At 42.2% G+C, this 22,928-nt stretch carries 21 protein-coding genes and 1 riboswitch; of the genes, 3 read left to right on the top strand and 18 right to left on the bottom strand.

The features are described 5' to 3' along the window. From AC0YN6_RS13455 to phnX, 5 genes are read right to left on the bottom strand one after another with little or no spacing between them, the layout of a single operon-like run. Positions 1-786: a PhnE/PtxC family ABC transporter permease gene (locus tag AC0YN6_RS13455; protein WP_475747404.1), complete on the bottom strand. Its 786-nt coding sequence runs from the start codon at positions 784-786 to the stop codon at positions 1-3. After that, the gene (gene phnC, locus AC0YN6_RS13450; protein WP_475747402.1) at positions 776-1,564 is read right to left on the bottom strand and encodes a phosphonate ABC transporter ATP-binding protein; all 789 of its coding nucleotides are present in this window, start codon (positions 1,562-1,564) and stop codon (positions 776-778) included. The genes AC0YN6_RS13455 and phnC overlap by 11 nt, the downstream gene beginning before the upstream one ends. A gap of 57 nt (positions 1,565-1,621) precedes the next feature. Then, complete coding sequence (locus AC0YN6_RS13445; RefSeq protein ID WP_475747401.1) at positions 1,622-2,686, bottom strand: phosphate/phosphite/phosphonate ABC transporter substrate-binding protein; 1,065 nt, start codon at positions 2,684-2,686, stop codon at positions 1,622-1,624. 39 nt (positions 2,687-2,725) lie between these two features. Beyond that, positions 2,726-3,865, bottom strand: a complete 1,140-nt coding sequence (locus tag AC0YN6_RS13440) for a phosphonoacetaldehyde reductase (RefSeq protein ID WP_475747400.1) — start codon at positions 3,863-3,865, stop codon at positions 2,726-2,728. Continuing rightward, complete coding sequence (phnX, locus tag AC0YN6_RS13435; protein ID WP_475747398.1) at positions 3,865-4,674, bottom strand: phosphonoacetaldehyde hydrolase; 810 nt, start codon at positions 4,672-4,674, stop codon at positions 3,865-3,867. Before phnX ends, AC0YN6_RS13440 begins: the two co-directional genes overlap by 1 nt. Before the next feature lie 437 nt (positions 4,675-5,111). Between phnX and AC0YN6_RS13430 the strand changes: the two genes are divergently transcribed. Continuing rightward, positions 5,112-5,567 (top strand): DUF3888 domain-containing protein, encoded by a 456-nt coding sequence (locus AC0YN6_RS13430; protein WP_475747396.1) that lies wholly within the window; start codon positions 5,112-5,114, stop codon positions 5,565-5,567. A gap of 22 nt (positions 5,568-5,589) precedes the next feature. On the opposite strand, the gene AC0YN6_RS13425 is transcribed toward AC0YN6_RS13430, so the two are convergent. The 8 genes from AC0YN6_RS13425 to AC0YN6_RS13390 all read right to left on the bottom strand — a co-directional run bounded on the left by AC0YN6_RS13425 (position 5,590) and on the right by AC0YN6_RS13390 (position 16,368). Further along, positions 5,590-6,099, bottom strand: coding sequence for a hypothetical protein (locus tag AC0YN6_RS13425; protein WP_475747394.1), 510 nt, complete (start codon positions 6,097-6,099; stop codon positions 5,590-5,592). A gap of 213 nt (positions 6,100-6,312) precedes the next feature. After that, complete coding sequence (locus AC0YN6_RS13420; protein WP_475747392.1) at positions 6,313-6,828, bottom strand: DNA topology modulation protein; 516 nt, start codon at positions 6,826-6,828, stop codon at positions 6,313-6,315. Positions 6,829-7,741: 913 nt separating this feature from the next. After that, the gene (locus AC0YN6_RS13415; protein ID WP_475747390.1) at positions 7,742-8,260 is read right to left on the bottom strand and encodes a hypothetical protein; all 519 of its coding nucleotides are present in this window, start codon (positions 8,258-8,260) and stop codon (positions 7,742-7,744) included. A 267-nt stretch (positions 8,261-8,527) separates the two neighbouring features. Further along, complete coding sequence (locus tag AC0YN6_RS13410) at positions 8,528-9,067, bottom strand: GNAT family N-acetyltransferase (protein ID WP_475747388.1); 540 nt, start codon at positions 9,065-9,067, stop codon at positions 8,528-8,530. A gap of 765 nt (positions 9,068-9,832) precedes the next feature. Then, positions 9,833-10,321, bottom strand: coding sequence for a GNAT family N-acetyltransferase (locus AC0YN6_RS13405; RefSeq protein WP_475747386.1), 489 nt, complete (start codon positions 10,319-10,321; stop codon positions 9,833-9,835). Positions 10,322-10,995: 674 nt separating this feature from the next. Beyond that, positions 10,996-12,384 carry a sulfatase family protein gene (locus AC0YN6_RS13400; RefSeq protein WP_475747384.1) on the bottom strand — a complete coding sequence of 463 codons (1,389 nt, stop codon included), beginning with the start codon at positions 12,382-12,384 and terminating at the stop codon, positions 10,996-10,998. A gap of 588 nt (positions 12,385-12,972) precedes the next feature. Beyond that, positions 12,973-14,136, bottom strand: coding sequence for a glucose-1-phosphate adenylyltransferase (locus AC0YN6_RS13395; RefSeq protein WP_475747382.1), 1,164 nt, complete (start codon positions 14,134-14,136; stop codon positions 12,973-12,975). A gap of 408 nt (positions 14,137-14,544) precedes the next feature. Further along, positions 14,545-16,368 (bottom strand): APC family permease, encoded by a 1,824-nt coding sequence (locus AC0YN6_RS13390; RefSeq protein ID WP_475747380.1) that lies wholly within the window; start codon positions 16,366-16,368, stop codon positions 14,545-14,547. 155 nt (positions 16,369-16,523) lie between these two features. Continuing rightward, positions 16,524-16,706: riboswitch (cyclic di-AMP (ydaO/yuaA leader) on the bottom strand. Positions 16,707-17,010: 304 nt separating this feature from the next. On the opposite strand from AC0YN6_RS13390, the gene AC0YN6_RS13385 reads away from it, so the two are divergent. Both AC0YN6_RS13385 and AC0YN6_RS13380 read left to right on the top strand, forming a co-directional pair. Beyond that, on the top strand, positions 17,011-18,426 hold the full coding sequence (locus AC0YN6_RS13385) for a PepSY-associated TM helix domain-containing protein (RefSeq protein WP_475747378.1): 1,416 nt from the start codon (positions 17,011-17,013) through the stop codon (positions 18,424-18,426). 19 nt (positions 18,427-18,445) lie between these two features. Beyond that, entirely contained in the window at positions 18,446-18,934 is a 489-nt protein-coding gene (locus AC0YN6_RS13380) for a FixH family protein (RefSeq protein WP_475747376.1), read from the top strand. 65 nt (positions 18,935-18,999) lie between these two features. Here AC0YN6_RS13380 and AC0YN6_RS13375 read toward each other — a convergent pair whose 3' ends face one another. The 5 genes from AC0YN6_RS13375 to AC0YN6_RS13355 are packed head-to-tail and all read right to left on the bottom strand — an operon-like array spanning position 19,000 to position 22,768. Further along, the gene (locus AC0YN6_RS13375) at positions 19,000-19,737 is read right to left on the bottom strand and encodes an ABC transporter ATP-binding protein (RefSeq protein WP_475747374.1); all 738 of its coding nucleotides are present in this window, start codon (positions 19,735-19,737) and stop codon (positions 19,000-19,002) included. Then, complete coding sequence (locus tag AC0YN6_RS13370; protein ID WP_475747372.1) at positions 19,730-20,551, bottom strand: ABC transporter permease; 822 nt, start codon at positions 20,549-20,551, stop codon at positions 19,730-19,732. Before AC0YN6_RS13370 ends, AC0YN6_RS13375 begins: the two co-directional genes overlap by 8 nt. Continuing rightward, positions 20,548-21,054, bottom strand: coding sequence for a nitrous oxide reductase accessory protein NosL (locus tag AC0YN6_RS13365; protein ID WP_475747370.1), 507 nt, complete (start codon positions 21,052-21,054; stop codon positions 20,548-20,550). Before AC0YN6_RS13365 ends, AC0YN6_RS13370 begins: the two co-directional genes overlap by 4 nt. Beyond that, positions 21,051-22,388: a right-handed parallel beta-helix repeat-containing protein gene (locus AC0YN6_RS13360; RefSeq protein WP_475747368.1), complete on the bottom strand. Its 1,338-nt coding sequence runs from the start codon at positions 22,386-22,388 to the stop codon at positions 21,051-21,053. The genes AC0YN6_RS13365 and AC0YN6_RS13360 overlap by 4 nt, the downstream gene beginning before the upstream one ends. Beyond that, complete coding sequence (locus AC0YN6_RS13355; RefSeq protein WP_475747366.1) at positions 22,385-22,768, bottom strand: hypothetical protein; 384 nt, start codon at positions 22,766-22,768, stop codon at positions 22,385-22,387. The genes AC0YN6_RS13360 and AC0YN6_RS13355 overlap by 4 nt, the downstream gene beginning before the upstream one ends. Positions 22,769-22,928 lie beyond the last annotated feature (160 nt).

The raw sequence follows: 22,928 nt of genomic DNA, 5'->3' as shown, positions 1-22,928 counted from the left end.
TTACATAATCACTCTCCTCACGTAATTCGAAACCGACTCTATGATCATGATGGCGATCACAATCGCGATGACTACCAATGAGGCTGCGCTGTAATTCAAGCTTTTGTAATATAAGTTGAACAAGAAGCCGATGCCCGTCCCCGTTAATATGCCGATCAATGTCGCTTGTCTGATATTCGTTTCGATCATAAACAATATCCAGCTTATCAGCTGGGGAAGACTCGATGGAATGACGGACTGTGCAATGATAGCGAAATAGCTTGCGCCTGTTGCTCTTAGCGCTTCCACGGAGCTATTGCTGATTTCATCAATCGACTCCATGAAAGCGCGGGTGAGAAACCCGAAGGAGCCGAAGAAGAGCGCTAAGTAACCCGTGAGCACATTCTGACCGAAGGAGAACAGCAAAATCATAGACCAAGCTGCAACGTCGATATTGCGGAAAACCGTGGCGATCCAGCGGCTTACCAGACTGAACACGCCATTTACTGCCATAGTTTGAGAACCGAGAACGGCGAATGCAAGTGCGAATACCGCTGCTACAGTTGTCGCCGCGATTGACACTAATAAGGTCTCGATGAGCTTTTCCGCAATATTCGGAAGCTTCTCCATCGATTTTTCGTCCGGATAAAAATTGCTGACCGTCCATTCGACCGCTTTCGGGACAGAAGTAATTCCTTTGACGACATCATATTCCGTAATAACGATTGATATCAGCATAGCGGCGAGCAATAACGCACTGAAGAGCAAGGTGTTCAGTCTTTTTCTGAGAAAAAGGTTACCCAGCATTTCGGCCTCCGTTCGAAACCAGAAGCTCATCCAGCTCCGAGCCGTAAATGCTCCGAAGTTTATCGTTCGTCATTCCGGCTGGAGATCCGTCGTACACGACGGTGCCTTTGTTGACCCCGATGATTCGGTCCGAATAACTTAGCGCGACGTCGACTTGATGCAAATTCACTATGACCGTGATGCCCATCTTTGAACAAATTTCACGTAAGTGATCCATGATGACCTTTGACGCGTTCGGATCGAGAGAGGCGATCGGCTCGTCGCATAGAAGCATCTTTGGATTCTGCACCAGCGCCCGCGCGATTCCGACGCGCTGCTTCTGCCCGCCGCTGAGCTGGTCGCAGCGCTTGTACACTTGCTCCTCCAAGCCAAGAGTTTTCAATATGCTGTATGCTTGCTTCTTCTCTTCTTCCGTATATACACCGAGCACTCCCGCCAAAGTCGACTTATACCCTAGTCTTCCATGCAGCACGTTCTCGATCACGCTTAGCCGATTGACCAAATTATAATGCTGAAAGATCATCCCGATGCGGGTTCTCAGTCTCTTTAATTCTTTTTTCCTAACTTGCAATACACTCGCGTTATCAAAAATGATTTCTCCGCTGCTAGCTTCAATCATACGGTTAATGCAGCGAAGGAGAGTCGACTTTCCCGCCCCCGAAGGCCCGATGATCGAAACGAACTCCCCTTCTTTCACAGCGAAGCTAATATCGGATAACGCTTTTGTATCTGAGCCGTATTGTTTCGATACATGCTTGAATTCCAATAACGTTGCCATAGGTTTACTCCTTTTAGTACTCATCATTAGTTGCCTGTCATCCCTTCGCCTTAGGCTTTAGTTAGCCGCCAGCTCTCTGACCGGGTTGAAGAACACGTCATCCACCGGTACGAACTTTTCTTTACCTGATTTCTTCTTAAAAATACTCGTTCCTTCGCCATCTTTTGGAAGGAAGATCTTTTCGTTATTGGTTACAGCATCAGAGGTGAACGCATCCAAAATTTTCTTCTGATCTTCGGCGCTAAGCGAATCGCCATTCACTGCGAAAGGCTGATTCAGAACCGGAGTAGCGGCAATCAAGACAAATTCTTTGCCGATTAGCGTGTTGAACGGCTCTTCTGCGCCTTCTTTTACTTTGTACACCGCGCCAGGTTTGTTGGCTTCGCCGGAAACCAGCTCCACGTAGTTTTCTACGCAAGTATCACAGAATGCCGCGACATCGGCTTTGCCCTTCAGCAAGTTAACGGCCGATCCTTGATGCGAGCCGCCAAATAGAACCTCGCTAAATAGTTCCCCATCTCCGCCTTGCAGAAGACCATCGGCAGTCAAATCCTTATACTTGTCCATCTTCCCAAAATGGTTAACGATTCCGGCAGAAGGCACCTTGAAGCCCGATGTAGAGGAGTTGGACACGAACGAGAATTTCTTGCCTGCGATGTTGTCGATCGCGTAGCTGCTTCCGTTCTTATATCCTTCTTCCTCGCCTTTATTGACGCTCAGCCAGCTATAATATACAGCATCGTCAAGCGTTCCAGACTCCCCGCTTTGTACGAACAGCGGCTGAACCTTGTTGTTTTTCGCGTTTGCGTCAATATATCCTTGCGCTCCCATATATCCGATATCCGAATTGCCGCTAGCCATGGCTTCAATTGCAATAATGTAGTCAGTCGTCGTTTGATGCTCTACTTTTTTGCCCGTTGCTTCTTCGATAATTCTCGAAAATTCCTCGCGGGCTCCTTTCAGTTCTGCGCCGGATTCGTTGGGGTACCACACCATTTTGATGGTTTCCTTGCTATCCGCCGCTGCCGAAGTATTTCCATTCTTTGGCGTTTCATTATTTCCGCAAGCTGCAAGAATCGCGACTAATATAAAAGATAAAACGATAGATAATGCCTTTTTCATTTCAACACTCCTCTAATATATAAATTTGTTATGATTTTGTTAAAGCAACGAAACCAGCAAATGCTCTAGCTCTTCGGGCGAGATAGCCGCAGGGTTATTGTCCATTCTCCCCTTCGTATAAGCATGTGATACGATCGTGGTAATTCCTTCTACCGTAACCCCGTAATGCTTCAAGCTTCCCGACAATCCGTATTGCTCATAAATCGATCTAAGGAACCGCTCTACACCGCCGACGTCCTCTGCATCGAACGCCCGTAGCAGCTTCTCTGGTTCAATCAACGTCGAGTAATTATGTCTTAGCACTGCAGCTAACGAAAGACTGGCAGCTATGCCATGATCGATATTGTACAGCAGCGTAAGCGGATAGGAGATAGAATGGCATGCGGTTGTTTTCGTATTGCTGAAAGCCAGACCAGCCAACACGCTGGCCAGAGACAACTGCTCTCTGCATGCCGGATTATCAGGCTGCTCTTTCAATAACGGAAGCGCATTCCGGATTCGTTCGATTGCTTGCAGCGAGTATACGCGAGAGATGGCATTCGATTGAACGGACCAATACGCTTCCGTCGCATGGCACAGCGCATCTAGCGCGGTAGCAACACTTAGCCTGAGCGGCATCGTTACGGTCAGCTCCGGAAGAATTAAAGCTGCTTTTGCGAACAATCGCCCATCGGAAACCGAATATTTGCACCCGCGTTCTTCATCCCATACCGTTGCCCAACTGGTCACCTCGGATCCCGTCCCAGATGTCGTAGGGATACCGATCCATGGCGTGAATTCGGCTTTTGCGCTATACCGTTCCGTCGTAATCGCTTCACGCACTTCGGCAGAGCTGCTAACCCCGGAATACTGCAAGGCTGTCAACGCCTTGGCTGCATCCATTACGCTGCCGCCGCCGATCGCAACAATCAGCTCATAATCGAACGGCTCGATGCTTTGGATAAGCTGATGGATATCCGAAATATTCGGATTATTCAATGTGACTTCCACTAACCGCGTATCTTTGTTGGACAGAAGGGCCATGACCGACGCCAAGCTATCGTTATTCTCCACGCCGCCCCCTCTAGTCAGAATCAAGACGCGGGTAACGTCCTTGCAACTATTGTTTAAAACTTGAGCGAAAGCATCGATGGACGACTGACCGATAAAAATAGCAACAGGATTATAGAATTGATTCATTAGAGTTCCCTCGCTAATCCGCTGCGCTCAAGCTCCTCGATTACAGCTGGAAGCTGGGAGATGGAGTTGATAATATAATCCGCTCCTGCCTTTTCGAAGGTCTGCCTCGTTTGAACCATTCGCCCGGCCAGCTCGGACCCTTCCATCTTCTCCACTTCTGCTTGCGTCAATCCGAGTTCACTGCTTCCCGTTATGACCGCGACCGTCCACACGCCAGCATTTCTGCCTTCGTGAATGTCGGATACAGTATCTCCTACCTTGACGACCGATTCAGGAGGGAATATGCCAAGCTCATTCATATTCTCGAAGATCATGTATGGATAAGGCCGACCTGCTTTTACTTCGTCTGATGCAACCATAAAGTCTGGAGAGTATCCTTTCCGCTTTGCTTCCGGCACGATGACATCCATCATTCCTTTTGTGTAGCCTGTCGTTGAGCCGATCTTCATACCCGCTGCGCGCAGCAGATTTACGGTTTCTTGCGCTCCGGGAATCGGATCCGTATAGCTCTTCAGAGATTCCATTAGAGTCGATTCGAATCCGGCATAAAGCCGATCGACATCTTTATCAATGGGCTCCGTTCCGTACTTGGTCATCCACGCTTCCTTTACTCTCTCCATTTGCAGAATTGCTTGAATATGATCCCATTTCAGCATGCCCATCGGTTCTCTTGCTTCCCGATCCGTAATAGGAACCCCCGCTTTTTCGAAAGTTTGCAAAAATGCGTGCATTGGCGCAAAGCAACCGAAGTCGATAACAGTCCCCGCCCAATCGAAAATGACAGCTTTTATACGTCCATTGTTGTCCATTATTTCTCCTCTTTTCTTTAGCTTGTCGAACAACTCTGATTATAGTAAAAACCTTTAAATCACGCAATGCTTTTTACGTTATTTTACGCAATTTTAACAATACTATGCTTTTTTATGCTGTTTTTACACACAGAAAACAATTCAAAACAGCAATTAATAAGAAAACCATAAACTAAAGAGCTATGAGCCATGTCGCTAAATTCATTTCATATTAGTCTAGAAAAAAAGCACTACTAAATCGAGGACAAATCTTGTCCGTGAATTAGTAGTGCTTTCGCTTGAAATATTCTATGCTCAGCTGCTCGTTAGCTGTCGTTACATACCGAAAGCCTCATCCTGCTGATAGTTTAGCGTTCTGTTAATCCGACTCGTCTAATACAACAATTGGTTTTGGGGGAAGCTACGGGAAAGATAATGAATAACGAGGTGTTATAATTTTGAACAGCAAAATGCTCATTGTTTTTATTATTGTCTATTTTCTAATGTCACCAGTTGTAGTTACTGCTCGAGAACATAATAAGCCAGTCCAAGACACAGAAGAATTAAGATTACAGGATATGTTAGTACAATTTCTTATTCCAAGCATTCGGGAAATCGTTGGGAACTACTATAATCCTAGCCTCATAAATGTAAATCCAGATATTGAGCCTTGGCGAATAGAACTGATTGAAACAAAGAGATTAAATGGATTCCGTGGGTTTATACTGCAAATTACAATTGACGTACAACCTAGCGTTGGACATCATGTCCCTGTAGGGAAAGATCGCTTTACATATCAAATTTCTTATGGACCATCGATAAATCTTGTTAATTTCCTACACTTACAGACATACAAATTACCCGCGGATCTGATGCAAGAGTTTCGAGCAACAACTAGTTCCATTTTTCCTTGAATGGGATTGTTCTTGAGAAGAGTCACTGCTTAAACTTCTGGCTAATATAGTTATCAACATAAAAGTTAAATGTATTATATGTATTAGATAACTCTTTTAAATTTTCACTATCATTGCCTGATACACTGAGCTCTCGTGGAATTGGTAATTCTCCCAAAGTATGTAATTCTGTTTTTAATGGTTCTTCCTCAGAATAATACTGTAAGGCAAGAAATCTAGGATAAGTAAATGGGGTTTCCCCTCTATACATTTTAGCTACTTCTGAAAATAATGCTGCAACTGTTTGAGGCGCATCAGGAAACTCTTGTAGAGCTCTTTCATCAGCTCCCCTTCCATCAATAGTGTAAGAACCAAGCAACTCATAATATGCCTTCGAGAGCCTCTCATCTTCAAAAGGAATATCTCTGTCCCCAATTTTTTGCTCGAAGCTTGCCACCGATTCTTTCAGATTAGCGCTTAAATTAAAGAACAGAATTACTGCTGCAAAAACTAAAAGGCAGCTTATAACGCCAAAAACCATTGTTTTCTTCATTGATTCCCCTTCATTATATCGTTTTCAAAAACTCCATTATAAGTCTCCCAATTTCTATTTTGGATTGCTCCAGACTTACGCGCTTCGTATCTCATCCATATTCTTTCTTCTTGTATAGTCAAAGGCGGCAAAATAGCAATTATCTTATCTTTAGAAGAGCGAAAGTGTTGACTTATCTGACCGTTAGCTCAACGGGGTTGCCATTGTTACCCATTACTTCAACAATCCCACATTTGCTACAAATTCTCGAACGTCTTTCGGAGTCTGTAACATGATTATTTCTTTCTCATTTGATATCCGTCTTAGTTTTTCTGAGATAACTGGCTTTTGTTTTTCAGGGTATTCCCAAACCCATTTCAGAAATTCCAGACTTACCTTTTCTTCGCAGCCTTCAGCCATGTCCGTTCTCTTCTTGTTACGGTACTGGAATCTTCTTTTCAGCACGCGGATAATGCAGATCCATTTCGACAGATCTATAAATATGATTGTGTCTGCCGCTTGTAATCTAATGTCAATCGTTCCTCCATAATTGCCGTCGATAATCCAACTGTCACGACTAACGAGCTCCTCTTGAACAACTATTTGCTCGTTTTTGGGCGTGCTAATCCAGCCTGGTTTCCAAAAAATCGAATCCAGATGATGAACTTCAATTGATAAAATCCTGCCCAGCTTGCGAGCCAAAGTTGATTTGCCTGACCCTCCAGAACCTATAAGTACAATTTTTTTCATATTGACCTCCATCAAATGGATCTAAAAAACTGATTAACTTAATTTCCCTTAATCATAATATAGTCATAGCTAGTTGAACTTTAGAGTCTTCGTTGTAAGTCACGGATGTCGGTATTCCATTTCCCTTTTAAAATAACAGATTATTAATCGCTTTAATTCATCCGTTATTTTAGAAGGATGTACTGTCAACTGAGTGATACCAGGCTTTAAGTTTTTTATCAAAGTCATAAGCTGCACCTTCATTGCCTCTCTACAAACCAATTAAAGCAATACGGAAGAGAAATCATATCATCAATTATCCTATACATAAATAAGAGCGTAAACACATTTGTGCTTACGCCCTGGCCCACTTTAGTTACATTGATTTTGTTCATTATATACTAATTTTTTAAAAAGTAAATAGTTTCCATTACAGATAAGTCGCCACGCTAAGCTTCCCGTTAACATTCCTGTAGTTGTTAGTAGATTCAATTTGCAGAAAAACGAACGCCCCGCTAGGATGAGTATGTACTGGGTTGCAGCCCTCAGAACTCACCTTAGGAGGCGTTATTATGAAGCCTAGAAGCCTTCCGCCGCTTACGGGTTATTGTCACAAACAGAGAGCATTGGGAGGTTAAATCCAGAGTGAGATCCTGCGAATTCGCGAGTATTCATGAGTAAACCCTTATACTCAGAGGGGGCTTAACAAAGAAAAGGGAGCAACTGCCACGTAGCAAACTGCTCCTTGTCTGTTCAATCCCGTTCTCTCAATAAATGTGGCTGCTTTCATTTACCAGAAATTCATTGAGTATCGCTATTTATAGGAATGTTATAATTTTCCTCTGAAGTTGTAAACTTAATGCCACCATCCGACAACATTTCTTGGCAAAACGCCCTTCCGATTAGCACCTTCCCATGAAATGTCTTTTAAACATCACCGATTCCGTCTTCTTCTTATCAAAACCATGACAAGCAACAGAAAGGCAACAGCGATGACTAATATGGTCGTCGGAATGGCATATCCCATCTGTTGTTTAGATTGCTCCACCTCCGTTGATGATCCAGGTTTAATAGAATTTATGCCTGAATCCTTCATCGCCACTTCCCTGGCATTGTCCCAAGGCCCCGTTCGCCCACACAAATTCATGCGAAGCTTTCCTTCCTGAACGCTTCCAAATACCAAATATTCGGTATCTTTAATAAAAGGATCCCACCCGTTATGATAAATCTCAAGCTGCGGGGTCTCTACGCCTTTCCAAGCCTCATCGATCCGGAACACGGTAAGTCCGTCTTTTTTAATCTCGACTGCTTTTCCTTTAAAAACGACGGTGCTACGGTCCATCTCCTCCTTAACCGGACGCGGCGGTGCACAGGACAAGGCTTCAGCTTGCGGTGCCGTCCATAAAATAAATGAAACTAAAATGAGTAGGATCGGCGTAAAAAGTTTTTTCAAATGATCCCCTCCGCTCTTTTTTTGACTAAACCTTTTGACGACCCCAAGTGCCAGAAGGTTGCGGCGAAATAAATTATCCACCTTTTTCCAGCCCTCGTCCGGCTTGGCGTTCTTTATACTCTAAGGATTACTACCCATTAGCTGAATATTCTGCCAATCATGCTAGCAGTCTGTTGTTGTAGTGCTATCATTTCCCGTTAGTGAAACTTTTCGTCGTACAAAAAACTGTCCTAAAACTTTCTTGAAGACAGTTTTTTGCACAGTTTGTTACGTAGCAATATCATGTTGCATGACTTTACTGCAATCTAAAAAGTCTAACCGCTCCACTTTATACAAATCATAGATCTGTTGCGCATTATTTATCGATTTATAAATTTGATGGTTTATATCATTTGCTAATTTGGCATACGGTAGTTTTTCTACAGCCTTCTTCGATCGAATATTTTGTTTACGGACTTTCAAAAATACCGTTTCGATATTATGTTCAAGAAATAGTTCAGTAAAAAAGGATTCCTTCGCTCGTTGATTATAACCTTTTCCAAAATAAGGAGTCCCAATCCATGTAGCTAAGAAGCCTGTTTTATTAACAATATCATAAAGATCAATGGTACCAATGGGATGTCCAATCTCATTAATAATTGTTCTAGAAATACATGTCTCCTGTTCTTCTTCAACGATCAACTGCTTGGTTATGAATAAGTATTGTTCATAAAATTGGCAATTATAACGAACGTAAGGAAAAACTGCAGGATCCATCATTAAGTCATACAGTGAATGGCATTCGTGCAAATCACGTTTTTTTAACATTAAATCTACCACCTAGTCCTTTTATTTCGCTATATCTAACAATTTAAGTATATAAAAGAACTTCGAGGCTTTAATTAATTCTATATGGTCTTTGTGTAAAATTTATCATAGAAATTGCAATCCATAACACTCTGGTGAACTCAAAAAGAGACACCCGTTTATTATTTGATTTTTTCTGAGTAGGATAATTCTGCTTTACGCTTTGAATGTAATTAGGTTATCCAACGGCTTAATTTTTCAAAACCTTCGATAGAATTCGAAAACAAGAGATTTTGTTTAGAAATGACGATTCCTCGGAATTTTATGGACTGTGCCACATGAGTTTATTTGGTTTAGCTTAACGGCGATACGATTATATAAGCGAGTAATCAATTATTTTACTCACATTAAAAAAGGCGATGCAGGAACATCACCTTTAAACTGCGGCAGAGAATGATGTGAGATGATCTTAGCATCTTGTCCACCATCCCCTCATTTATAGCGTATGTGGTTAACCTCAAAATTCTTGGGCTTATTACAGCTGAATCCAATACTTAGAAAAATATGTTTTACCTTAATTCCCCTTAGATAGAAACCAATCCAACATAACCTTTATCATTTATTGGAGCATGATGGTCAACTTGATACTCTAGATCCTCTTCATCCGAGAATAGTGTAATTTCATCGTTACAGCTCTTGTCGCAGAATCCATATTCACCATACCAAAATAACCAATGTCTAACATGAACATATATAGTATTCGTTATAATCTATTCTTTCTACTTATTACTTAGTAAATGAGGATTTCCTTCTTAACAACTTCTTCATGTCAATTCTTGTGTAAGTTTTTTCATAAGCCGACCCCTCATCGTTATAGAAAATAGCGGATTTTATGTATGGCTCGCTAATGGCGCTGTAACCGAGCTTTGTAATAAGCATTATCATCTTTGGATTCTCTATGGGGTCTACACTAACGAACAAATTAGAATATCTCAAATCACTTGCAATTTTCTCACGATATCTTATTAAATCCGAACCTACGCCAATTCCCCGATATGTTTCCTTTACATAGAGGTCACTTAGTTTGGGGCTCAAACAGCCTTTTAATTTAAGAACACCAAAACCTAAAATTGTATTATCCTTTTCAGCAACTACCAGACATACTTCTTTATCTTCATTTTGCTTAAAATACCTAACGAATAAATCTTTATTTTTTCTAATTTTGCATAAACCATCTAAGTCACTTTTCTTGGCCATTCTTATTGTGTATTCCATTCTCGCCTCCTAATGCACGAAGTAATTAATTCTCACTTAATTAGATTGTCAGACTCTTCAACTTATTAAGCAATCGTTCCCCGTTAGCTCAACACATTAAGTTGCAAATCGTTAAAATCATCTATGAAATAGCCTTCTGATTTCCATCCACTATTTGTTTTCTGTATTAATGCCCCGATAGATGATTTAGGTTTACCGAATCTACTCATAAGATTGGCCTTATAATAATCCATATCGGGACCTTCAAAAACATAATCTAACGCACAATAATTATCTCCCATATATATTGCAAAGTTATAACCGAAGTATTCAGCAAATTCTTGGCATATTGCCCTTAGTTCAAATTGAAACTCTTGATTCGATCTCTTCTTTAAAAACTTCTATGGCTGTAACATCTAATGAGTGTTTAAAAATAGCTGAGAAATCTATCCCCATTTTCCCACCCCACAATTCAAAGCTGCGAAATCAATTTAATATAAAACACGGATATTCCTCGAGTGTTGAGCCGTCTTCTACGCTCCAGCATCCAGGATCGCGCTCGGTTCTGTGCCGTCTTTGAGGCGGCGCGAGTTTCATCCCTTAGAAACGATAAGATAGGATATGCTTTTCTTTCTTATCATTAAAAAAGGGCTGTCAGCGGCGTTCTCCCTGACAGCCTTTTTGCGCGACTCTCCTCATAAGATAGTGCGAAGCAGCACCGGCTCGTCCTGCAATATGTCGCCGGTTTCCTTCATCCACCGCTGAAGTTCGCCGGCCAGTCGCTGGATATGCGCCTCATTGGCCGGATCCACGGATACGTCGGTCGTCTCCCACGGGTCCTGCTGAAGATCGAACAATTGGATACGATCTGTTCCCGTTCCCGTAACCGGCGATAAGTAGTAGCGGATCAGCTTCCACCGTCCGTCCTTCACCATGCGCTGGACATCCCGGTAAACGGTGCAAACGATATCCCGGACTCCATCCCGCCGTCCCCCTACGACTGGCAGCATGCTCCTGCCCTCCACTTCATTCGGTATCTGCACGCCGCACAAATCGGCTACCGTCGGGAAAATATCGATATTGCTGGCCAGCGCTTCAATCCGCCTGCCTTCCGGCAAGCCCGGACCTCTCATGATGAGCGGAATATGTACGCTATGATCGTAAACGTTCTGTTTACCCATCAAGCCATGCTGGCCGATCGCTAATCCGTGATCCGCCGTATACACGATGATCGTATCCTCATAGAGCCCCCCGGCCTTCAGCTCCTGAATGACCCGTCCGATCTGCGCATCCAGGTGGGTGATCATGGCATAATAATCCGCGATATGGCTCCGTACCTCTTCTTCGCTGCGCGGCAGCGAAGCCAGCTGCTCGTCCCTGACGGTCATATCCCCTGTGTCGAACGGATGCTCCGTCAGGAAGTTGGATGGCATCGGTATTCGCTCCTTGTCGTATAGCTTTGCATACTGCTCCGGAGCGGTCCGCGGGTCGTGCGGTGCGGTATACGCCACATACAGGAAAAACGGCTGTTCACCGGAATACGATCGGATGAATTCGACTGCCGCATCGGTAAACAGCTCCGTTGAGAACGTTTCCTCCACATACTCCCTCTCTTGTGGATAGATCCCTTCGGGATCGAAATCCTGGACCGGCACTTTCGTATGCTCGCTCATGCCATGGAAAAACAACTTATCCCCGCCCTCAAAGCTTCGGGCGAAGGCCGCTTTGTCATTATGCCATTTTCCGACCGCGTGCGTGCGGTATCCGGCTTCCATCATGGCCTGCGGCATGAGGGTAACGTCGCGTCGGATCGTGATTGCATGCTCCCAGCTCCGCACATCCTTACCGATCATTGCGTTAAAAATCGACATCCCCGAATTGACACAAGCTCGACTGGGCGCGCATACCGCGCCTGTCAGCCCGCCGAAGATGTGCGTACCGCAAAAGGATGTTCCGCTGCCTGCCAGCGAATCGAGAACCGGGGTCAGCACAACATCGTTTCCATTGGCGCGAACCGTATCATAGCGGTGATCGTCGGAAATGATAAAGACGACATTCGGACTTTTCTTCATGGAATCATTCATACTACTTCATCTCCTTCATCGGATCCGAGCTTTGCAGCACTTTTCATCATATTTGAAAGTTCGCTATATCCAATGAATATCCTCTATTTCCCACATCTTCCCGTCATTCCTTATCATAATGGCCTTTCGCCAGTCTATTAATTTATTTTCCTTGAACAATACTTGCAGTAATAACGTTCAAAATTGCTTCTTGTAAAAAAGACTTAAAATTGCAAATCCATTCGAAGTATATATGTACATAAGAGTTCGTAGCCAGCCAGAGATGAATAATCTTGGGAGGGGAAAGCGTGAATATTATGGAAAATATTCGATATATATGGCATGATTGTTGGTTTAATTATTATCTAAATATGTTCAACTCCAGTTTATGTGAAAAGCATAAGTCCTATTTGCGAAGAAAATCAGAATATCATCTTTCTAGAAGGAGACGTCCCGTTTAAGGACGTCTTTTTATATGAGCAACTCCTGTTGTAGAATCAGTGGCTTTTGAAAATTAAGTATTAGACTGAATTAAAAAAAAACGGCAGCCTTGGACGTGAAACTAATGTCCTAGACTGCCACTCCATTATTATTGAACTAACGTTTCCCTTAAGCAATAATGATGTCAAGAACAGTTGAAGAATCGGCTGAAATGAATTCGTCCTTTCCGATCGCTGTAATTTCTCCATTCGGTTTCCCAATAACTGCCCCGTCTTCTATCACACTTCCCTCGCCAATAATAGCTTTATAGATTTGGACATTGCTTCCGATTTTTACACCCGGCATAATGATGCTTTCCCGGATTTCGCATCCTGGGCCGATATGTACGCCGCTAAATACGACGGAGCGTACTAACTCTCCTTCAATTATACTATTGGAATGAAGCATCGACTTATAAGATTTAGCAGCCTTATAGAGATTCGTTGTCGATGGTTGAAGACGCTTATTTGTGTACATCGGCCATTGTTCCTCATCAAGAGCAATCTCACCGCCGAGCAACTCCATATGTGCCTCCCAAAGGCTCTCCACCGTGCCCACATCACGCCAATATCCCTGGAAAGGATAAGCATATACATTCGAACCCGCCGCCAGCATCTGAGGGATGAGGTCCTTTCCAAAGTCATGCGAAGAAAACTCATTCTCTGCATCCTGAAGCAAATAACGCTTTAGGAACGACCAACGGAATATGTAAATGCCCATTGAAGCAAGATTACTTTCAGGCTTGGATGGCTTTTCGAGAAAGCTTGTTACTTTATACGAATCGTCTACATTCATAATGCCGAATTGATGTGCGTCTTTCCACGGAACCTGCTTTACCGAGATCGTAGCTTCTGCTCCGCTTTCCTCATGGAACTGAATCATTGCGTTATAATCCATCTTATAAATATGGTCCCCAGATAGCAATAACACGTACTCCGGATTATGCCGCTGTATGTACTCCAAATTCTTGTAAATGGCATCAGCCGTTCCCGTATATTGGCCATTAGGCTGATGACAGGCATCAAGAAGCGTAATTTCGGTTTCTTTGTCATTCAACCATAATCCGCCGTCTTTAATATGCGTATGCAAGGTTTCCGCCTTGTATTGAGTCAATACCCCAATCGTATCGATTCCTGAATTCAAACAATTGCTGATCGGAAAATCAATAATGCGATATTGACCACCGAATGGCACCGCCGGCTTAGCGAGCTTCTGGGTTAGCGGAGCAAGCCGTTTTCCTTCCCCCCCTGCAAGTAACATAGCAATACATTTCTTCTGTGTTATACGGACCATCTCCTCTATTATTATTGTTTGCTCCTAAGCCATCAAGAGTAACTCAAAAAAAATAATATCAGAAGATCGTTACGAAGCTTGTCATAAGCTGGTTGTAACTGAAAAATATTTATCGACAAAATAAATAGAAGAAAATAATCGGAAATAACCCCACTAACACTCCATTATTCGGAACACTTGCTACAGAATTACGACTTATCCGCTTTTTCCGTTGTAGTTTGTTATTCAGCTTCTTGTCATTTTCAAGGTTCACTTTTATTTTTTTCGACATACTTATCTCGACAATATCTTTAAAGTATTGCGGGTAAAGATGATTCAGTTTGTTGTAGCAATAAAAAATAGCCACCTGGAAGGGTGGCTCGAACTCTAAAAGAGTGAAAAAGTATTGATAGGCGATAAATTAGACGATCATTTCTTTAAATGGTAAGGAACAGTAGTGATAATCACATTTCTCCGATACAGCAAGTGTGCACGAATCAGTAAACTAGATTGATTGTGCAGTATGTTATGCCAACCTTTCTTTGGGATGAATTGTGGGATGACAACAGTAACTTGGTAATTTGATTCACTTGCCTTTCGTTGGACAGTATCAATAAATTTAGTCAGAGGCTGAATGATGCTTCTATAAGGAGAATGTAGCGTTACAAGCCTCACGTCAGGTTGCCACTTACTCCATTTTTCTTCAAATGTCACTACGTCTTCTCTTTCAAAAGAAATATGAACTGCAATGATTTGGTGGGCTGAGAGTGATTTAGCATAGTTCAAGGAGTTCTCCACCACATGTGTCATACCAGCTATAGGAAGAATGATTATATTTCCCTCAATCGGAACTGCTGGTTCACATGTTGAAGTTCTTAGTTGATCAGCTACCGCTTCATAATGCTTTCTAATTCGATGAAAGCCATAAATGATTAAGGGTAGAAACACTAAGACTGGCCAAACCTGTAAAAATTTTGTTAAGAAAAACATCATGGTAACGATAAAGCTTATAAGAGCCCCTAGTGCATTTATAATCAGTTTTGAAATCCATCCTTTTGGTTTTTGACGAATCCATTTTAGTATCATTCCTGTCTGGGACAGGGTGAAAGGAATAAAAACACCGACAGCATATAGAGGAATTAAATGTTCCGTTTGACCTTTAAACACAATAATTAAGATGATGGATAAAAAGCCAAGTATGATAATACCGTTAGAATATCCTAGACGATCTCCCCTAACCGTAAACATTCTTGGTATGAATTTATCATTGGCAAGATTTACGGCAAGTAAAGGGAAAGCCGAATATCCTGTGTTAGCAGCTAGGATAAGGATCAATGCTGTTGTGCCTTGAATGAAGAAGTACATAAAATTCCGCCCAAAGGTCTCTTCAGCGATCTGTGAAACTACGGTTACCTCAAGGTTAGGTATTATTCCGTAATAATAAGCTAAAAATACAATTCCCGAAAATAACAATGCAAGCAATATCCCCATCGCCATTAATGTTTTTGCGGCGTTATTAGGAGCAGGGTTTTTAAAGTTAGGGATTGCATTCGAAATGGCCTCGACTCCTGTTAATGCAGAGCTGCCAGAAGCAAATGCTTTCAATAGCAAAAATAGGCTTATGCCTGCTACCGGTGTTCCGATTGAAGTGTGTAATTCGTGAGAAACATTACCGGTTATTATGTTGTATATGCCTGCTCCTATTAGAATGAATAATGCTAAAACAAACAAATATACCGGATATGCTAAAATAGAAGCTGACTCGGTTACACCTCGCAAGTTCAGGATTGTTATGAAAATGACAAATAGTACAGCTATGATTACCGTATGTTCATGTAAGCTTGGAAAAGCGGAAGTAATGGCATCCGTACCTGCGGATACACTTACTGCAACGGTTAAAATATAATCTACTAGCAAGGAGCCTCCGGCAACTAATCCAGGTAACTTGCCTAGATTTTCTTTTGACACTACATACGCGCCTCCGCCGTGCGGGTATGCAAAGATAATCTGCCTATAAGATAAAATAAGTGCTAATAATAAAATTAATACTCCAATTGCGATTGGTATCGAATACCAAATCGCTGCGGCACTAACTGTAATTAAAACGATCAATATTTGCTCAGGCCCGTATGCCACAGAAGATAAGGCATCAGAAGAAAGAATGGCAAGTGCTTTCGTTTTATTTAGTTTCTGCTCTCCTAATTCATTTGATTTTAACGGTCGTCCAATCAAAAATCTTTTTAAAGAAAGCATCGTTTTCACTCCACATTTTTTATTTTCAAATTATCTTTACTTTTAAATTACCCAGTAAATGAAGAAAAATTACGATCTTAAATCAAAGCTGCTGTTTTTTGGCATACAAAAAACACAGGTAAGAACCTGTGTTTTGTTTTGAACACATGTTATAACCCTCCCTCAATCAACGCTTACGAGGTTAGCTGTCGGATTCGGACGGTTAAGTCGCCCTACCTGATTGTAAACATGTACAGTCTACAATAGGATTCACCCCATAAGATGTTTACCTGAAGCTCAGGCATATCTCTTAGATGGTTCCCCCGTTTTCCTTGACGGAAATTAAGCGAGTATGAATTGTTAACAATATTTATTTATAATGCACAATGTATATTACGCCTGCTAATTTGTTTTGTAAAATATACAACCGCACTATTTTCCGTCATTTATTGTAAAAAAGATTGCGAAAAAACGCTTACATTCTTTAAATACTTACCGAAGCTCATCTTCTTAGCATTTTGCTTTCAAAATCGCTTTTTCAAAAAAGAAAGTATGTGTTAGTCACTTTTATTATGAAATGATGACTCTTAAGAGTCATTCGATGTTAGCCTCCATAACGTTATAATAATTAAGATTTTATTATTACAGGAACGAGGTAACATTATGAGTGTAATGTCAGTTGAGAAGGTAAATAAAGCACAACCCGATTTAAAAAGCCGAGCATCAGCGGGAATGCGTCAAGCCATTTACCAATCGGTTTGGAGGTGGCATTTTTATGCAGGCATTATTTTTGCACCTTTTTTGATTATTTTAGCTTTCAGCGGTTCCGTTTATTTATTCAAACCACAAATCGAAGGATATTTGTATAAGGATATGCTCACCGTAAGTGAGGTTGGAACCACAAAAATGACGCCTGAAAGTATGATAGAAAAAACAAAAAAAGCCTATCCAGATACGATTGTTTCCTCTATTACACTCGACGATAATCCTAAATTAAGCTATAAAATGACGGTAAACCGTAATGAAACTTCTACGATCATGTATGTAGATCCTTACACAGGTAATGTGCTTGGCATGATGAACAGCGACAAAACCTTTACTTCTTTTTTCAAAAAACTGCATAGCGAGCTTGTTATAGGCGGGACAATTGCCAACCGACTAGTAGAACTTGCAGCATGCTGGGCGATCATCATGTTATTGACTGGCTTATTCCTATGGTGGCCGCGAAATAAAGCCTCTATATGGGGAACGATACTACCACGGCTCAGCAAGCCTGGAAGCCGCCTTTTCTGGCGTGATTTGCATGCTGTTCCCGCATTTTGGATTTCCCTTGTCTTATTAATAATCATTGCTGGCGGTCTACCTTGGTCGGGAATTATGGGCGGTCAAATTGATAAGTTTGCTAATTCAACGAATACGAACACGCCTCCCTTCGCCTACAGCTTCGGCGCAAAGCCTGAATCTGTTACTGTTGCCAAGGATATTGCTGAAGATTTACCGTGGGCTGTTGAAAGTCTTCCAGTACCAGCTTCTGCAGTTGGAGGTTATATAACCGTAAGCATTAATGATATTGAAGCTATTGCTGATCAGCATGACGTTCTAAAGCCTTACACGATTACAATGCCAATGGGAGAAACGGGGGTATTTACCGTGTCTACTGCACATGATACACCCGGCAAGAATGCTACACTTCATATAGATCAATATAGCGGCGCTATTCTAACCGATGTTCGCTTTGCTGATTACGGAATCATGGCCAAAGTCATTTCATATGGCATTGCTTTTCATGAAGGCAAACTATTTGGCTTAACCAATCAACTTCTTGGATTAATTGCGTGCATGGGTCTCATTTTGGTAGCCGTAAGCTCTTACGTGATGTGGCGCAAGCGTAAGCCGGAGGGTAAGCTTGGTGCACCAGCAAAACAAAAAAGCAGCAAAGTTACAATTGGTATGCTGATCATCATGCTGGTCTGCGGTGCTGTCATGCCGCTAGTTGGCTTGTCTATTCTTGTCGTACTCGTCCTCGATCTGTTCATCCTCCGCAGAATTAAGTCGTTACGGCACTGGTTCTCGGTCTAATCCTAAGGAGAATATACTAATGAATGTAACCATCCATCGTATCTTTTTATGGGCAGGTACCCTTCTTCTTGTCACTTTGCTGAGTGGTTGCATCGCTAAAGCAGTCGATGTAGACGAGAGTGGACTACCACCTCATCTGTCTGTTAATCTCAAATTGCCTGAGCAACTTGAAACAGACATCCCTAGCATCTTCTCAGTAGAGGTCACTAAAAGCGGTAAGCCGCTGGAAAATGTAGATCAGGCAGAATTCGTCATATGGCCGGAAGACAACGAGTCTTCAGCAGTGACAATCCAAGCAGAAGAATCTTCACCTGGTATTTATTCAGTCACTTATACCATCAGCGGGGAAGGGCTCTACGTGGTTCAATCTCGTATTCGTTCTGCAAACGAGCAGGTTATGCCAGCCAAACGCTTCGCGATTGGCGCGCACGCCATTGAGAGGCTTGCATTACTGGAGAGTGCTCAGCACTCTGGTGCACCTCTCCAAGCAGAGGGCGGACATCATTAACGATTAAAGCATACAAATCCCCCAGCCTGTTATGGCTGGGGGATTTGTTTTATGAAACATAAATATTAATACCCGTTTAAGTGACCCGTTAATCCAAACCACTCTGCAAATGCATCTTGAAGTCCACTAGCTCCTAATTTGTCCCGAATATCGGAAGAAGAACCTTCAAGCTCGATATATCCCCCTCTTAGCAAGGCAATTCGGTCTGCAAGCGCCTGTGCAACATGCAGTTGATGGGTTGAAAAAATAACTGTTTGCCCATTCGCAGCTATTTCCTTCACCATGCGTACAAAGGTTTCGATCCAATATGGATCAAGCCCATTTGTAGGTTCGTCCATTAAGACGATTGGTGGTCTCGCCAATAGTGCCTGTGCGAATAATACCCTTTGCCGCATCCCTTTGGAGAAGGAAGAAACTGATTTTTTCCCAGTATCCTCAAGGCCTACTTCACTCAGCACTTCCATAGTTCTATGCTCAGGCACTCCGCGTAGTGATGCCCAGAAGGCAAGCGTTTCGTAAGCTGTTAATCCCTGGCCGAACCGGAAATCATCAGGCATGTAGCCGATAAGCTCCGCATATCGCTTGCGATTATCACTCCAGCTCAAACCGCCAACGCTGATGCTGCCACTGTCAGGCTGCAATATACCTGCAATCATTTTTAATATCGTGCTTTTCCCCGCTCCGTTTCCACCGCACAACGCCATGATTTGACCTTGTCCTACCTTCAAATCAAGCTCATTAATGACTATCTGCTTCTTCATTGATTTCTTAACCTGCTCAAGCTCCACTATAGGATCAGGCACGTGAACGCCTCCTCTCCCAAATCAACTGTGAAGCTGCGATAGCGGTTCCTATCCATACTACAGCCGTACCCACGAAACCAATACTGCCCGCGGGCTGTTTGATCCATTTTATCCATTCATAGTATTCAGGCCCCAGAATGGCGCCTCCGCCTAACTTCACTACTGTAAAAAGCCTTGAAAGTTCCGCCGGATTAAGAAACGTGAGAACGGTCACAGCCGGCTTGATCATCGGATAGGGCAAGAAACCTACTGTTGCAATAAGTAATGGCGGCCATCCGATAATGGCGAAAAACCAAATCGTTACGCCGATCGTTAAGGCTTGCCATCGATTTTTCGCAAGCGTACCTACAAGTAAAGCAATTGCAAGAAAAAACAAAGCAACGCTTGTGGAAAAAGCTAGCAGCTGCAAGTACGTCTGCATTCCGAAACCTGAACCTGCAGCATAACCGAGTAGACTGGCAGCACCAAAACCTATAGAAACGATAACAAGCAGGACGACAGCAAGACCAATATATTTTCCAATGAAAAGGGACCAAGTGCTAATCGGATAAGTCGATAATAGCTCCCAGCTGCCATCCTCCTGCTCTGATGTTAATGAAAAGGAGCCTAGCAGTAAGGACATCAGCGGTAATAAATATAAAATCAGATTAAGTGTTGTTCCTGTAATGCCGGAATAACCTTGTATATATCCTTGTGCATTAATTAAGAGCAGGCATAACATAAATAATGTGAAAAGTCCCATGAAAGAATAAGACCAGGGATTACGAAATCCTAACTTTACTTCTCTTATTGCAAAATGAACCGTCTGAATCACGAATTCTTCCCTTCTGTCTCATGCCCCATATCCATCATGTCGCGGTTAACTACCCATTTATGAGTAGCAAGTTCTTCAGAGCTGAGCAATTGCCCCATTCCTTGCTCGTCAATGTAAGCTTGAGCTGAAGCTTTATCTTCGAAAGCAATAACGCCATAAGCCATTGGAGTAACATAAGCAGCATCATAAGCATAATAGGCATTCTCGTATTTAATCCAATCGCCACTGTTATGATCTCTAACAAACTCTGCTCCTACTGTTTCTTCTCCGTTTTTGACTTTCCACTCATTCATACAGCCAATATCATCGAATTTCAAGGATTGACCATCAGTCGTAATAATTTGGGTCGCGTAAGGATCATCTTTTACAGACATATTACAAATTACACACTTATCTGTTTCTTCATTAATCGCCTTTGGTTTGTATTCCTTGGCCCCACATGCACTTGCCAGTAATAAAACAATAACCAATAGCAGTCCGGCACCATATCGTTTCGTTTTCACCTTTTTCTTACCCCCATATAAATTAAATATATAGCCAGACTCAATAGTCCAGCGCCAATTAGAGCAGAATGCAACAACGTTTGTTTTGGTAAAACAAATTTCAGTTCCCCATTGGGTTGCATCAACGGTGAAGCATCTATCGACCAGAACTGTCTATCCGACTGATAAAGGCCTTCAAGAAAGATCATTCCTGGCGATTGAAAAAACAGTTGAAAGCCTGGTTTTGCTTTAACAACACTTTGAAAAAAAGGATTGATTGCATAAGCAATTTCACTTTTTCCATCACCATCCGTATCAATACCTTGAAAGGAGTCCCAATAGTTTCCCTCGAGTTTATTGCCATTACTGTTTCTTGCTTCAGCGCTTGCAACATTACCAATAAACTGATTCTCAGATATGACATTGTTCTCTGCATCAAGCAGCTGTATTCCAATAAAATTACCAATTACAGCATTGTCTTCTATTTTGTTTTGTGTAGATTGTTCTACATAAAGACCTACGCGATTTCCCTCTACGTGATTGCCGAAGATGGATGTATCCTGCGCGTCAAATAATAAAATACCTTGAGAATTAACGTTTTCACTTTGCTTGGTGAATTGGTTTCCAGAAACCACGACATTACGAACAGCCATAATCATAGCTCCAGTTATGTTCAGATTGCCGAAGTTGTTGCGAATAATCGTCCCTTTTGTATACATGCAATGCACACCGTAACGAAGCAGCTCGAAATGATTATCCTCGATCAAGTTAAAATCGCTGTTTTCCATATAGATACCATCATGCATAGAGGTAATGGTATTTCCGGTGAAACGATTATTACTAGATGCATACAAATCGATTCCATTTCCTTTGTCAGAAAGTTTGAGCGGTCGATTCTGAATAATACCGGCCCATTCGATTGTGGAGTTACGTACCTCCCCGTTGTTAGCCTTCCTCATTTTAATGCCAGTGGAGCCGGTGCGTATTTGCAAATCATCCAGCAAAACACCATTTGCCTGGACGAGAATGGCAGGCTGTTTCTTAATGGTCTCATCCAAGATCGTAACACCTATTATAGAAACGTTATCAGCCTTAATTTGTAAAGTAGCATTATTGGATTTGTTCTCAATCGTAACACCCGCTCCAGGCTCTGCCAACAATTTGATAGGCTTGTTAATGACAAGGGGACCATAATAAATCCCTGATAGAAGTTGAATGGTAGCACCAGCATCCGCCTCATCAATTAGTTTCTGCAAAGTATTGGTCATTACTTCCGCGTTTACATTACTTACCTCAATCATCATAGGTATCACTGTAAGAGTTAAAGCTATTATTATCTTCTGCACTACTCTCATTGCACTACTACCTGTTTCTTTTTCGTTAGATGGATATCGTCGGTATACAAATGCAAGTACACCTCGTATGTTCCAGCTTCTAGAAATGTAAACGTTCCACTAAAAACATTTTGCTCTTCATTCTCTGCCTCCAACAATATAGGCTCCTCATTCACGCGAACTTCAAATGTCATTCCTGAGGATTTAGAAAGAACAGCTCCTGTAAATTCTGCTTTGAGTTTAATTGGGGAACCTGCAGTTGAAGATTCTGGATCTGTCGTCAAAGTCGCATCGATAGCTGCTGGGTCAATTGTTACTGGAGGAGAAGCAGTGCCAGTGCATGCCGCTAGACAAGCCAGAATTAAACAAAGAGAAACTATCGTAATAACCATTTTCCGCAAATTTTCACCTACTTTCCAAAAAGTTCTGAATCTATTTTAACAAAGGTATACTTTTATCCGAATGACTCGAAAGAGTCATATACGAAACATAAAAGACACAATTAACTCATTATTGAGCCAAGTTAAAAAAGCACGATTCTCTTTTTAAAGGAGAAACGTG

Source organism: Paenibacillus sp. J22P15, assembly GCF_056269345.1.
This window is presented reverse-complemented; position numbering and strand designations above follow the sequence as displayed.

Bases quoted from the DNA above. Each gene is read 5' to 3' on its own strand.
- AC0YN6_RS13455 (WP_475747404.1), bottom strand. From the start codon at position 786: ATGCTGGGTAACCTTTTTCTCAGAAAAAGACTGAACACCTTGCTCTTC.
- phnC (WP_475747402.1), bottom strand. From the start codon at position 1,564: ATGGCAACGTTATTGGAATTCAAGCATGTATCGAAACAATACGGCTCA.
- AC0YN6_RS13445 (WP_475747401.1), bottom strand. From the start codon at position 2,686: ATGAAAAAGGCATTATCTATCGTTTTATCTTTTATATTAGTCGCGATT.
- AC0YN6_RS13440 (WP_475747400.1), bottom strand. From the start codon at position 3,865: ATGAATCAATTCTATAATCCTGTTGCTATTTTTATCGGTCAGTCGTCC.
- phnX (WP_475747398.1), bottom strand. From the start codon at position 4,674: ATGGACAACAATGGACGTATAAAAGCTGTCATTTTCGATTGGGCGGGG.
- AC0YN6_RS13425 (WP_475747394.1), bottom strand. From the start codon at position 6,099: ATGAAGAAAACAATGGTTTTTGGCGTTATAAGCTGCCTTTTAGTTTTT.
- AC0YN6_RS13420 (WP_475747392.1), bottom strand. From the start codon at position 6,828: ATGAAAAAAATTGTACTTATAGGTTCTGGAGGGTCAGGCAAATCAACT.
- AC0YN6_RS13410 (WP_475747388.1), bottom strand. From the start codon at position 9,067: ATGTTAAAAAAACGTGATTTGCACGAATGCCATTCACTGTATGACTTA.
- AC0YN6_RS13405 (WP_475747386.1), bottom strand. From the start codon at position 10,321: ATGGAATACACAATAAGAATGGCCAAGAAAAGTGACTTAGATGGTTTA.
- AC0YN6_RS13400 (WP_475747384.1), bottom strand. From the start codon at position 12,384: ATGAATGATTCCATGAAGAAAAGTCCGAATGTCGTCTTTATCATTTCC.
- AC0YN6_RS13395 (WP_475747382.1), bottom strand. From the start codon at position 14,136: ATGGTCCGTATAACACAGAAGAAATGTATTGCTATGTTACTTGCAGGG.
- AC0YN6_RS13390 (WP_475747380.1), bottom strand. From the start codon at position 16,368: ATGCTTTCTTTAAAAAGATTTTTGATTGGACGACCGTTAAAATCAAAT.
- AC0YN6_RS13385 (WP_475747378.1), top strand. From the start codon at position 17,011: ATGAGTGTAATGTCAGTTGAGAAGGTAAATAAAGCACAACCCGATTTA.
- AC0YN6_RS13380 (WP_475747376.1), top strand. From the start codon at position 18,446: ATGAATGTAACCATCCATCGTATCTTTTTATGGGCAGGTACCCTTCTT.
- AC0YN6_RS13360 (WP_475747368.1), bottom strand. From the start codon at position 22,388: ATGAGAGTAGTGCAGAAGATAATAATAGCTTTAACTCTTACAGTGATA.